This is a genomic window from Nocardioides sp. Z21_20 (genome assembly GCF_059766585.1).
Window position 1 is genome coordinate 1 of the sequence record NZ_JCBAJX010000004.1, and the last position, 11,481, is coordinate 11,481.

Below are 11,481 nucleotides of genomic sequence, written 5' to 3' on the forward strand. Positions count from 1 at the left end.
GGTCAACTGCGGCAGCCGGTGCCCGCTGCGCCTGGTCGTCGAGGACGGCCGGATCGTCCGGGTGCTGTCCGACGACACCGGCGACGACGAGATGGGCAGCCAGCAGATCCGGGCCTGCGTGCGCGGCCGCTCCATCCGGCACCGCATCTACAACCCCGACCGCCTCAAGTACCCGATGCGTCGAGTCGGGAAGCGCGGCGAGGGCAAGTTCGAGCGGATCTCCTGGGAGGAGGCCTTCGACGAGATCGCCTCGCGGCTCAAGGGCACCATCGACAAGCACGGCAACGAGTCGGTGTACATCAACTACGGCACCGGCACCCTCGGGGCGACCATCGCGAAGAGCTGGCCGCCCGGCAGCACCCCCATCGCGCGGCTGATGAACTGCCTGGGTGGCTACCTCAACCACTACGGCGACTACAGCACCGCGCAGATCTCGGCCGCCTACCCGTACTTCTACGGCGAGTGGACCGCCTCGAACAGCTTCGACGACGCGGTGAACTCCAAGCTCGTCGTGATGTGGGGCAACAACCCGCACGAGACCCGGATGAGCGGCGGCGGCGAGCTGTTCGTGACCCAGCGCGCCAAGCAGCTCAGCGGCGTGAAGGTCATCGTCATCGACCCGCGCTACACCGACACCGCCGTCACCATCGCCGACGAGTGGGTGCCGATGCGGCCCGGCACCGACCCGGCCCTGGTCGCCGGCATGGCGCACGTGATCCTCAGCGAGAACCTCCAGGACCAGAAGTTCATGGACACCTACTGCGTCGGGTTCGACGAGAAGACGCTGCCGAAGTCGGCCAAGCCGGGCAGCTCCTACCGCTCGTACGTGATGGGCCAGGGCCCCGACCAGATCGCGAAGACGCCCGAGTGGGCGGCGACGATCACCGGCGTCCCGGCCGACACCATCACCCGCCTGGCCCGCGAGATCGCGCTGGCGAAGCCGTGCAGCATCACCCAGGGCTGGGGCCCGCAGCGCCACGCCAACGGGGAGAACACCGCGCGGGCGATCTTCACCCTTGCCTGCCTCACCGGCAACATCGGCATCCCCGGCGGCGGCACCGGTGGCCGCGAGGGCGCCTACAAGCTCGCGATGTCGTCGTTCCCCACCCTGACCAACCCGGTGGAGACCGCGATCCCGTTCTACCTGTGGACCGACGCCATCACCCGCGGCACCGAGATGACCGCCCTGGCCGACGGCGTGACGGGCAAGGACAAGCTCGACGCGCCGATCAAGTTCATCTGGCAGTACGCCGGCAACGCGCTGGTCAACCAGCACGGTGACATCAACCGGACCGCGGAGATCCTGGCCGACGACTCCCAGTGCGAGACGATCGTGGTGATCGAGCACCAGATGACGGTCTCGGCCAGGTACGCCGACATCCTGCTGCCCGACACCTCCACCGCCGAGCAGGCCGACCTGGCCAGCCAGGGCAGCTCGGGCAACCTCGGCTACGCGATCTTCGCCGACCAGGCGATCGAGCCGATGTGGGAGTGCCGCCCGGTCTACGACATGTGCACCGAGCTGGCACGCCGCCTCGGCGTGGAGGAGCAGTTCACCGAGGGCAAGACCCAGGAGCAGTGGCTGCGCCAGATCGTCAAGGAGAGCCAGGCGACGGTCCCGGGGCTGCCCGGCTTCGACGAGCTGCGGGAGAAGGGCATCTGGAAGCAGGCCAGCCCGGACGGGGCGGTGATCCCGCTCGCGGAGTTCCGCGCGGACCCGAAGAAGAACCCGCTGCCGACCCCCTCGGGCCTCATCGAGGTGTACTCCGAGGGGCTCCAGGAGCTCTCCGAGACCTGGGAGCTGCGTGCGGGCGACCAGATCACCGCGATCCCGGCGTACGTCCCCACCTGGGAGGGCGCCGAGGCCGCGGCCGAGGACGCCAAGCACCCGCTGCAGCTGATCGGTCACCACTACAAGCAGCGCACCCACTCCACCTACGGCAACGTCGACTGGATGCAGGAGGCCCACCCGCAGATGGCGTGGATCAACACTCGCGACGCCCAGGAGCGTGGCATCGAGCAGAACGACAAGGTGCAGGTCTTCAACGAGCGCGGGCGCATCGAGATCGTCGCGCACGTGACCCCGCGGATCGCACCCGGCGTGGTCTCCGTCCCGCAGGGCGCGTGGTACGCGCCGCGCGCCGACGGCGTCGACGCCGGCGGGTGCACCAACACCCTGACCAGCCACCGTCCGTCCCCGCTCGCCAAGGGCAACGCCCAGCACACCACCCTGGTCCAGATCGAGAAGGCGTAATCATGACAAAGCAACTTGGGTTCTACGTCGACCAGCAGTACTGCACCGGGTGCAAGGCCTGCCAGGTCGCGTGCAAGGACAAGAACGACCTGCCGCTGGGCATCAGCTGGCGCCGGGTCGTGGAGTACACCGGCGGCTCCTGGAGCGGTGACGACCAGGCCCGGACGTTCGAGTCGAACGTCTTCACCTACTACACCTCGATCTCGTGCAACCACTGCGAGGACCCGATCTGCGTGAAGGTGTGCCCGACCACCGCCATGCACAAGGGCGACGACGGGCTGGTGACCGTGGACGCGGACAAGTGCGTGGGCTGCCGCTACTGCGAGTGGGCCTGCCCCTACTCGGCCCCCCAGTTCGACGCCGAGGCCGGGGTGATGACCAAGTGCGACTTCTGCGCCGACTACCTGGCCGAGGGCAAAGAGCCCGCCTGCGTGGCCTCCTGCCCCTCGCGGGTGCTGAAGTTCGGTGACATCGACGAGCTGCGCGCCGAGTACGGCGACGTGGCCGACGTCGAGCCGCTGCCGGACTCCGGCATCACCAAGCCCAACCTGGTCGTCCGCCCGCACCGCAACGCCCAGCGCACCGGCGAGGGCAACGGCGCGATCGCCAACCCCGAGGAGATCTGACATGCACACCGACGAGCTCCCGCTGGTCACCTTCACGATCCTGGCGCAGCTGGCCGTGGGCTCCTTCGTGATCCTCGGGGTGGTCCACCTGATCGCCCGCCTGCGCGGGGTCTCCGAGGAGCGGGTCGACAAGCTCTCCGATCCCGCGCTCTACGTCATCGGCCCGGTGATGGTGCTCGGGCTGGCGGCGAGCATGCTGCACCTGGGCAACCCGATGAACGCGCTCAACGCCGTGCGCCACGTCGACTCCAGCTGGCTGTCTCGCGAGATCCTGATGGGCTCGGCCTTCGCGGGGCTCGGCGCGACCTTCGCCGCCACCCAGTGGTTCCGGTGGCTGACCCCGCGGCTGCGCCAGCTGCTCGCCGCGCTCACCGCGCTGGTCGGGCTGGGGCTGGTGTACGCGATGTCGATGGTCTACATGCTGCCGACCGTGCCCGCGTGGGACAGCTGGACCACCCCGGTCTCGTTCTTCACCACCACCTTCCTGCTGGGCGCGCTCAACATCGGCGCCGCGTTCGTCGGCGTGCTCGCCTGGCACCACCGGCGCGGCACCGAGACGGACGCCGTCGAGGCCACGCTCGTGTCGGCGACCCTGCGCGGCGTCGCCGCTGCCGCCATCGTGCTGGTCGGCGTCGAGTTCGTGGTGCTGCCCCTGCACGCCATGGACCTGGCGACCGCGGGCGGGGCCTCGGCCACCTCCGCGGAGGCGATGATGGCCGGCGGCGGAGCGCCCTTCGCGCTCCGGTTGGCCCTGGTCTTCCTCGGCGCCGGCCTGCTCGGGCTGCTGCTGCAGAAGGCCGCGCAGGCCGGGCGGGAGCGGATGATGCTGTGGACCGCGACCACCGCGTTCGCGCTGGTGATCGCCTCGGAGACGATCGGCCGGGTGCTGTTCTACGACGGCATGGTCCGGATCGGGATGTGAGTCGACGATGACGAAAACCGCTGACGCGGCCCGGCTCGACGACCTCGCCGGTGCCTACACCTTCCTCGCCAGGCTGCTGCTCGAACCGCCCGACGCCGGGCTGCTGGACCGCGTGGGCGGCTCGACGCTGATGCAGGAGTGGCCGGTGCGCGACGACGCGTCGCTGGCCGGGGCGCAGCGGCTGCGCGCCGCCGCGGCGCAGGGGCTCGAGCCGCTCGTAGCGGACTTCCACCAGCTGTTCGTCGGGCCCGGCCCGCTGGCCGCGCCGCCGTACGAGTCGGCCTATCGCAGTCGCGACGGGCTGGTCTTCGACGAGGCGACGATGCAGGTACGCCGCGCCTACGAGGAGTCCGGTCTGGTCGCCCCCGCCCTGAACCGCGAGCCCGACGACCACGTGGGCCTGGAGCTGCAGCTGCTCGGGTTCCTGTGCCTGCAGGCGCTCGATGCGCTCGCCGACTCCGACGACGAGCTGCTCGCGGTGGCGCTGCGCAGGCACGACGAGTTCGTGCAGGCGCACCTGGCGGTGTGGGCCGACGAGCTCTTCGCCCGGGTCCGCGACGGAGCCCAGACCGCGTTCTACCGTGCGGTGGCCGAGCTCGGGTCGGGCCTGGTCGCCCAGGCCAGGCTTCCGCTGGCAGCGTGATCCGGTGACTGCGCAGGCTGCCTCGGACCTGCTGGCGCCGCTGCTGCGCTGGCTGTGGCTGCACCCCGACCCGGTCGACCTGCACCTGGTCTGCCCGGGTTGGGAGCGGCCGCTGCCGGTGCCGCGCCATGCGGTGGTGGTGCGCACCGAGACGTGCGCCGGGCGGCTCCCGCTGTCGGCGTACCTGGAGATCGTGCTGGCCGGCGCCGGGACGGTGACCCTCCACGGGGCCACCTGTGCCTGTGCCGACCCGGCCTCCGGAGGCTCGCAGCCGGCCTCGGCCTCGGCCTCTGCCTTGGCCGACGCCGCGCGTCTGCTGCGTGCCGCCCGCCGGCCGGAGACGCTCGTCGAGGACCGCGCCGCACCCGTCGAGCCGTCCGGACCGCGTCGGCTCCGTCGCGCCCTTGGGTCGCCGCCCCTGGGGGCGGCCGAGCTGCCGACCCCGCGACGGGCGCTGCTGACCACGGCCGGGGTCCGCAGCAAGGTCGCCGCGGCCGGGCGGCCCGCAGCGGAGCGGGACCGGCTCCGGGAGGCGCTCGCCGAGCTGGCCCTCCCCACCTGGGGGCTGGAGGCCGACTTCGTCTCCGAGCCGCCGGCCAGCGCGGTGCTCGACGTCGAGGGCTGCACCGCCTGCGGCGTCTGCGTGCGGGGTTGCCCGACCGGGGCGCTGACCCTGTCGCACCTGATCGGGGAGGGCGCCGCCTCCACCCGGGTGCTGCGCCAGGACGTCTTCGGCTGCGACGCCTGCGGACGCTGCGTCGAGCTGTGTCCCGCGAGCGCGATGACCGATGCCGGGCGCCACGGCTGGGACGCGCTGATGAACGGTGCCGCCCCCCAGCTGGCGCGCTGCACGACCACGCGCTGCCAGCGGTGCCGGGTGGCGTTCGTCCCCTCCGGCGGGGAGGGTCTGTGTCCGGTGTGCACCTACCGACGTGAGAGCCCCTTCGGGACCGTGAGCGCCCCCCAGCGGGCCGAAGCCACCAGGAGCCTGTGAGATGACCCTGCTAGCCGAGCCGCCGGCCCTCTTCGAGAGCCCGGGGACCACGGTGGGTGACGTGGTCGTCCACCGTCCCCAGACGTTGCCCGCGCACGTCCGGATGGGCGCCGTCCGGGCCGCGTTCGCCGACGACCACGTGCACATGCTGCTGCTCACCGAGCAGGACACCCTCGTGGGCACGCTGCTGCGCGAGGACTGCGACGCGTCGGTGAGCGACGAGACCCCGGCCCTGGCCCTGGCCACCCTCGTGGACCGGACCATCACGCCCGACGTGCCCGCCGAGTGGGCCCGTCAGTGGCTGGTGGCGCACGGGCGGCGCCGGCTCGCCGTCGTCGACGACGAGGGGACCCTCCTGGGGCTGCTGTGCCTCAAGCGCCGCCTCACCGGCTTCTGCTCCGACGCGAACGTCGCGGCCCGGGCCGCCGATCGCTAGGGGCGCTGCGGAGCGCTGCGGGGCGTCGTCCGCGGGGCTGCGTGCTAGGTTCCCGGCATGCAACCGTCCGATTCAGACCATTCGCTTCGGCCGGTCTCCTACGTCGTTCTCGGGCTGCTGGCGACCGCCGGGCCGCAGACCTCCTACGAGCTGGACCGCAACGTCGAGGCGTCGGTGTCGTTCTTCTGGCAGGTGCCCAGATCCCAGCTGTACGCCGAGCCGCAGCGACTGACCGACCTGGGCCTGGTCTCGGCCAGCCAGGAGGAGACCGGCCGCCGGCGCCGTACCTTCACCCTCACCGAGGGCGGCCGCGACGTGCTCCTCGCCTGGCTGGGGCAGATGCCGGAGCCCGCTCAGTACCGTGACCCCGCGATGCTGCGGCTGTTCTTCATGGACGCCGCCCCCGGGCTCGTCGAGCCCCTCGCGCGTCGGCGCGTGGACGAGCTGGCCGAGACGCTGCGGTTCCTCGAGCAACCGGGCCTGGGCGGCGACCAGCCGAGCCACCTGCGCGTCCTGTCCTGGGGGCGGATGACCGCGCGCGCCGACCTGGCCTTCTGGCAGTCGGTGCTCGAGGACGTGGAGGGCCGGTGACCGCGCTGATCCGACGTCACCCCCTGGCGGCGTTCGTCATCCTCGCCTACCTCGGGTCCTGGGTGGCGTGGAGTCCCTGGTGGCTCTCGCGCAGCGGGATCGGCCTGCTGCCGTTCGAGCCGCCGTTCTCGGCGATCGCCGGGATCAACCAGCTGGGCCTCTTCGCCGGCCCGTTCGCCGCCGCCCTGCTGGTCAGCCGCCTCAGCGAGGGCCCGGCGGGGCCCCGACGGCTCCTGGACCGGATGCTGCAGTGGCGGGCGCACCCGGTCTGGTACCTGCTCGCCCTCGTCGTCGTCCCGCTGGCCGCCGGCCTCGGCTACCTGCTGGTCCCGGGAGTCGCGCTGGCGCCGGAGGACGGCGTGGTCGTCACGCTGGCTCTGTTGACCACCACCTACCTGACCTACCTGCTCGGGGGGCCGCTCCAGGAGGAGCCGGGCTGGCGTGGCTTCGCGCTCCCTCGGCTGCAGCAGCGCCTGCACCCGATGACGGCCGCGCTGGTGCTCGGGGTGATCCACTGCTTCTGGCATGCGCCCCTGTTCCTCACCGAGGAGTGGGACACCGCCCGGCAGGACCCGAGCCAGCTCCTGGCCTACCTGGTCCTCGTGGTCGCCATGTCCTTCGTGATGTCCTGGCTGGCCAACGGCACGGGCGGCTCGCTGCTGTTCGTCGTCCTGGGGCACAACGCCATCAACTGGGCGCTGTTCGGCGCCGGCACCCTCACCGGCCGGCCCGTCGCGAGCAACTGGCCCGCAGCGCTGGGCGTCGCGCTGCTCGCCGTCGTCGTGGTGCTCGCGACCCGCGGACGACTCGGCCTCGAGCACCCCGCGCAGCCCGAGCACCCCGCGCAGCCCGGGGGATGGGGGAGACTGGCCGCTCGGACCTCGGAGGTGTCGTGACGGCGGATGCTGCGGTGGTGCTCGGCGAGGTACGCCGCCTGGTCGCGGCGTCCCCGCGCGCCGTACTGCTCGGGATCACCGGCCCGCCCGGGGTCGGCAAGACCTACGTCGCGGCACGCGTCCGCGCCTACCTGGAGGCGGCCGGGCTGCGCTGCGAGACGGTGGCGATGGACGGCTTCCACCTCTCGAACCTGCAGCTGGAGCAGCGCGGGCTGCGCCAGCGCAAGGGCGCGCCCGAGACCTTCGACGTACCCGGTCTCCTGGCGCTGCTGGCGCGGGTCCGCGCCGGGGGACCCGAGCCGGTCTTCGCCCCCGACTACGACCGCGGGCTGCACGAGCCGGTGGCGGCGCGGTGCTGCATCGAGCCCGGGACCCGGGTGGTGGTCCTCGAGGGCAGCTACCTGCTGCTCGACGTCCCGGGCTGGTCGTCGGTGCGCGGACTGCTCGACGTGGCGTGGTACCTCCAGGCGCCGGCGGCGCTGCGGGCCGAGCGGCTCGTCGAGCGTCACGTCGCCGGTGGCCGGACCCGGGAGCAGGCGCGGGCCTGGTTGGAGCAGGTCGACCACGCCAACGCCGCCCTGGTCGAGGCGTGCCGGGACCGCGCCGACTTCGTCAGCGACGCGGGCCTGGTCGGCTCAGAGCTCGCCCAGCCTGGCTAGCCAGGACCTGCTGCCGAAGGACTGCACCGACAGCGCCGCCACCTGCGCGGCTCGGCGCAGCGAGTCGGGGTACGTCGCGGGGTCGAGCCCGTCGCGCGCCACGAAGTAGGCCAGCGCCCCGTGGAAGAAGTCGCCGGCCCCGAGCGTGTCGACCGCGTCCACCGCCGGCACCGCGAGGGTCTCCGGGGCCGCGTCGCCGGTCCAGTGGGTGACGGCGCCGGCCCCGGCGGTGATCGCGCCGTAGGGCACGCCGTGCGCACGCAGGTCGCCCGCGATCGCCTCCGTCCCGCCGGGCAGGTAGCGCTCGGAGACCACCGCCGCCGTCACCTCGGCCAGCTGCCGGTCGGTGTAGGGCTTCTTGGCGCCGCAGTCGAGGATCACCGGCACCGAGAGCTCCCGGGCCTGCCGGGTCAGCGGGATCGAGAGATCCGCCTCGTAGGAGTCGACCAGCACCACGTCGGGCCGGACCCGCGCCAGCAGGTCGCCGTGCGCGCCCGCGCCGGCCTGTTCACGCGAGCGCCCGCGGTCGGTGGCCGAGACCACGGCGCGCTCCCCGGTGGCGCGCGTGACGAGGATGCTGGCGACCGTGGTGGCGGCGTCGGTGCCGGCCTCCGCGTCGACGACCTCCACCTGGTGCGCGGCGAGGTCGGCGAGGACCAGCGCGCTCGCCGGGTCGCGCCCGAGGCGGGTCAGCAGGGTGGCCCGGCCGCCGAGCGCCGCGAACGCCACCGCCGCGTTCGTGGCCGGGCCGCCCGCGGCCACGCCGACGTCCAGGGCGACGACCTTCTCGTCAGGGTCCGGCAGCCGCTCGACGAGCTGGATGACGTCGAGGACGCTGAGCCCGACGAAGAGGCCGGAGACCGGGTTCGCCTGGATGGGGGGCACGGGCGTCCTCTCGACGGTGGAGCGCGACGTTACCGGACCACTGCCGCGGAGCCCGGCGAGGTGGGAGGCTGGGGAGCACCCCGATCGTGCCCGGCCGACAGGAGGAGCCCCGTGAGTGGACCAGTGACCGAGGCCGACGCGCCCTCCCAGGTGGCCGAGGCGAGCCACCCCGAGCACGCCTGCATGGAGATCAGCGAGAGCCACGAGGCCCAGGTGGGCAAGACCCGGGTACGGCGAGCGCTGCCGCGCCGCGGGCGTCGTACGGTCGGGGCGTGGTGCTTCGCCGACCACATGGGGCCGGCCGACGTGACCGAGAACAGCGGGCTCGACGTCGGTCCCCATCCGCACATCGGGCTGCAGACCGTCACCTGGCTCACCGACGGCGAGGTCCTGCACAAGGACAGCCTCGGCTCCGAGCAGGTGATCCAGCCCGGTCAGCTCAACCTGATGACCGCCGGCGACGGCATCACGCACTCCGAGGAGGCGACCGGCCACTACCGGGGCACCCTGGAGGGCATCCAGCTGTGGGTGGCGCTGCCGGAGGGGACCCGGGCCGGTGGCGGCGGGTTCGAGCACCACACCGAGCTGCCGGTGGGCGAGGTCGACGGCGGCCTCGCCACGGTGCTGTTGGGCGACTTCGCCGGACTGCGCAGCCCGGCCCGACACGACACGCCGCTGCTCGGTGTCGACCTGAGCCTGCACGGCCCCACGACCCTGCCGCTGCGACCCGACTGGGAGCACGCCCTGGTGGTGCTGGACGGAGCGGTCGCGGTCAACGGTCAGCCGCTGGGCCCGGGCAAGTTGGGCTATCTGGGGGAGGACCGCGACGAGCTCCTCCTCGAGGTCCGCGAGCCGACCCGGGTGATGCTGCTGGGCGGCGAGCCGTTCCCCGACCCGATCCTGATGTGGTGGAACTTCGTGGCCCGCTCGCGCGACGAGATCGAGCGTGCCTACCGCTCCTGGGCCGAGCAGGACGACCGGTTCGGCCGGGTCTCGTCCGCCCTGCCCCGGATCCCCACCGCGCCACCGTGGTGGCTCAAGGACGCCTGAGCCCCTCAACGACGTAGGCCTCCGCCCGTCGCCGCCCGTCGCCGGTCCGTCCGCTGGCGGGTCGTGTGTCCGAGCGCGCGCTATGACGCGGCCTCAGGCACACAACCCGTACGAGCGGGGCGCGCCAGGGGGGGCGTCGTACGGCGGAGCCTGGCGAGGGAGTGGGTCGTGTGTCCGAGCACGCGCTATGACGCGGCCTCAGGCACACAACCCGGGCGGAGCGCCCGTACGGGGCGGGCGGGGGCGGGCGGAGCGGGGCGGTGCTGGGCGGAGCTGGGCGTCGTACGGCGTCGTGGGCGGGCCGGTCTGACTAGACCGCCGGGGGGTTCGGTCAGGCATTTCTCGGCTCTGGATGAGTGAGCGCTCACATCCGCCACGTGACGCGCGTGTGAGCCTCGAACTCGGGTCGCAAAGACCCTTGACGGACCCAATGTTAACGCTCACACTCGAAGCAGGGTGACATCGGTCACAACGGGTCTCGAGCCCGGGACACGAAGGAGACAGTGGTGAAGAAGACCTTGGTCGCGACCCTCGCGATCGCCATGGGCGCGCTCACTGCGTGCGGAGGCGACGACGACTCCGCAAGCGCTGGCGACGACGACAAGATCACGTTGGGCTTCGCACAGGTGGGCGCCGAGAGCGGCTGGCGCACCGCCAACACGAAGTCGATCCAGGAAGCGGCCAAGGCCGAGGGCATCGACCTGAAGTTCTCCGACGCCCAGCAGAAGCAGGAGAACCAGATCAAGGCGATCCGCTCCTACATCCAGCAGAAGGTCGACGTGATCGCCTTCAGCCCGGTCGTCGAGACCGGGTGGGACACGGTGCTCCTCGAGGCGAAGCGGGCCAAGATCCCGGTGATCCTCACCGACCGCGCCGTCGACTCCGACGACACCTCGCTCTACGAGACCTTCCTCGGCTCCGACTTCGTCGAGGAGGGGGAGAAGGCCGGGCAGTGGCTCGTCGACAACGTCGGCGACGCCGACGGGGACGGCGACGGCGACATCGACGTCGTCGAGCTGCAGGGCACCACCGGCGCGGCCCCGGCCATCGACCGCAAGGAGGGCTTCGAGGACACCATCGGCTCGGACGACTCGATCAGCATCGTGGCCTCCCAGACCGGCGACTTCACCCGGGACGGCGGCAAGAAGGTGATGGAGTCCTTCCTCCAGTCCGAGAAGGGCATCGACGTCGTCTACGCCCACAACGACGACATGGGCCTGGGCGCCATCGAGGCCATCGAGGCGGCCGGCATGGTGCCCGGCAAGGACATCAAGATCATCACCGTCGACGCGGTCAAGGACGGGATGACGGCGCTGTCCCAGGGCAAGATCAACTTCATCGTCGAGTGCAACCCGTTGCTCGGGCCGCAGCTGATGGAGCTGGCCAAGCAGGTCATCGACGGCGAGGACGTGCCCGAGCGCGTCGTCACCGAGGAGACCACCTTCACCCAGGAGCAGGCCACCGACGCCCTGCCGGAGCGCCAGTACTGAGCCGTGCCGCCGGTGATCCGGCGATGGCGGGGCCA

At 72.2% G+C, this 11,481-nt stretch carries 12 protein-coding genes; 11 read left to right on the forward strand and 1 reads right to left on the reverse strand.

The genetic code is table 11. The features are described from left to right. The 9 genes from AC6EH9_RS08670 to AC6EH9_RS08710 all read left to right on the forward strand — a co-directional run. A partial coding sequence (locus AC6EH9_RS08670; protein WP_498422285.1) for a DMSO/selenate family reductase complex A subunit occupies positions 1 to 2,254 on the forward strand: 2,254 nt, incomplete at its 5' end. A gap of 2 nt (positions 2,255 to 2,256) precedes the next feature. Next, the gene (locus AC6EH9_RS08675) at positions 2,257 to 2,880 is read left to right on the forward strand and encodes a DMSO/selenate family reductase complex B subunit (RefSeq protein WP_498422287.1); all 624 of its coding nucleotides are present in this window, start codon (positions 2,257 to 2,259) and stop codon (positions 2,878 to 2,880) included. A gap of 1 nt (position 2,881) precedes the next feature. After that, on the forward strand, positions 2,882 to 3,802 hold the full coding sequence (locus tag AC6EH9_RS08680) for a dimethyl sulfoxide reductase anchor subunit family protein (protein WP_498422289.1): 921 nt from the start codon (positions 2,882 to 2,884) through the stop codon (positions 3,800 to 3,802). A 7-nt stretch (positions 3,803 to 3,809) separates the two neighbouring features. After that, on the forward strand, positions 3,810 to 4,445 hold the full coding sequence (locus AC6EH9_RS08685; protein ID WP_498422291.1) for a TorD/DmsD family molecular chaperone: 636 nt from the start codon (positions 3,810 to 3,812) through the stop codon (positions 4,443 to 4,445). Positions 4,446 to 4,449: 4 nt separating this feature from the next. Then, entirely contained in the window at positions 4,450 to 5,439 is a 990-nt protein-coding gene (locus AC6EH9_RS08690) for an ATP-binding protein (RefSeq protein ID WP_498422292.1), read from the forward strand. A 1-nt stretch (position 5,440) separates the two neighbouring features. Then, positions 5,441 to 5,875, forward strand: a complete 435-nt coding sequence (locus AC6EH9_RS08695; protein WP_498422294.1) for a CBS domain-containing protein — start codon at positions 5,441 to 5,443, stop codon at positions 5,873 to 5,875. 57 nt (positions 5,876 to 5,932) lie between these two features. Continuing rightward, the gene (locus AC6EH9_RS08700) at positions 5,933 to 6,466 is read left to right on the forward strand and encodes a PadR family transcriptional regulator (RefSeq protein ID WP_498422295.1); all 534 of its coding nucleotides are present in this window, start codon (positions 5,933 to 5,935) and stop codon (positions 6,464 to 6,466) included. Then, positions 6,463 to 7,362, forward strand: coding sequence for a CPBP family intramembrane glutamic endopeptidase (locus AC6EH9_RS08705; protein ID WP_498422296.1), 900 nt, complete (start codon positions 6,463 to 6,465; stop codon positions 7,360 to 7,362). Before AC6EH9_RS08700 ends, AC6EH9_RS08705 begins: the two co-directional genes overlap by 4 nt. Then, complete coding sequence (locus tag AC6EH9_RS08710) at positions 7,359 to 8,021, forward strand: nucleoside/nucleotide kinase family protein (protein ID WP_498422298.1); 663 nt, start codon at positions 7,359 to 7,361, stop codon at positions 8,019 to 8,021. Before AC6EH9_RS08705 ends, AC6EH9_RS08710 begins: the two co-directional genes overlap by 4 nt. Here the strand turns inward: AC6EH9_RS08710 and AC6EH9_RS08715 are convergent. Next, positions 7,998 to 8,906 carry a PfkB family carbohydrate kinase gene (locus AC6EH9_RS08715; RefSeq protein WP_498422299.1) on the reverse strand — a complete coding sequence of 303 codons (909 nt, stop codon included), beginning with the start codon at positions 8,904 to 8,906 and terminating at the stop codon, positions 7,998 to 8,000. The two genes, AC6EH9_RS08710 and AC6EH9_RS08715, sit on opposite strands and share 24 nt — an antisense overlap. A gap of 111 nt (positions 8,907 to 9,017) precedes the next feature. Between AC6EH9_RS08715 and AC6EH9_RS08720 the strand changes: the two genes are divergently transcribed. Together AC6EH9_RS08720 and AC6EH9_RS08725 are read left to right on the forward strand one after the other, a co-directional pair. Continuing rightward, complete coding sequence (locus AC6EH9_RS08720; protein WP_498422301.1) at positions 9,018 to 9,956, forward strand: pirin family protein; 939 nt, start codon at positions 9,018 to 9,020, stop codon at positions 9,954 to 9,956. 506 nt (positions 9,957 to 10,462) lie between these two features. Beyond that, positions 10,463 to 11,446 (forward strand): ABC transporter substrate-binding protein, encoded by a 984-nt coding sequence (locus tag AC6EH9_RS08725; RefSeq protein ID WP_498422303.1) that lies wholly within the window; start codon positions 10,463 to 10,465, stop codon positions 11,444 to 11,446. Positions 11,447 to 11,481 lie beyond the last annotated feature (35 nt).

Coding starts and splice junctions, on each gene's coding strand:
- AC6EH9_RS08675 (WP_498422287.1), top strand. CDS start 2,257: ATGACAAAGCAACTTGGGTTCTACGTCGACCAGCAGTACTGCACCGGG.
- AC6EH9_RS08680 (WP_498422289.1), top strand. CDS start 2,882: ATGCACACCGACGAGCTCCCGCTGGTCACCTTCACGATCCTGGCGCAG.
- AC6EH9_RS08685 (WP_498422291.1), top strand. CDS start 3,810: ATGACGAAAACCGCTGACGCGGCCCGGCTCGACGACCTCGCCGGTGCC.
- AC6EH9_RS08695 (WP_498422294.1), top strand. CDS start 5,441: ATGACCCTGCTAGCCGAGCCGCCGGCCCTCTTCGAGAGCCCGGGGACC.
- AC6EH9_RS08700 (WP_498422295.1), top strand. CDS start 5,933: ATGCAACCGTCCGATTCAGACCATTCGCTTCGGCCGGTCTCCTACGTC.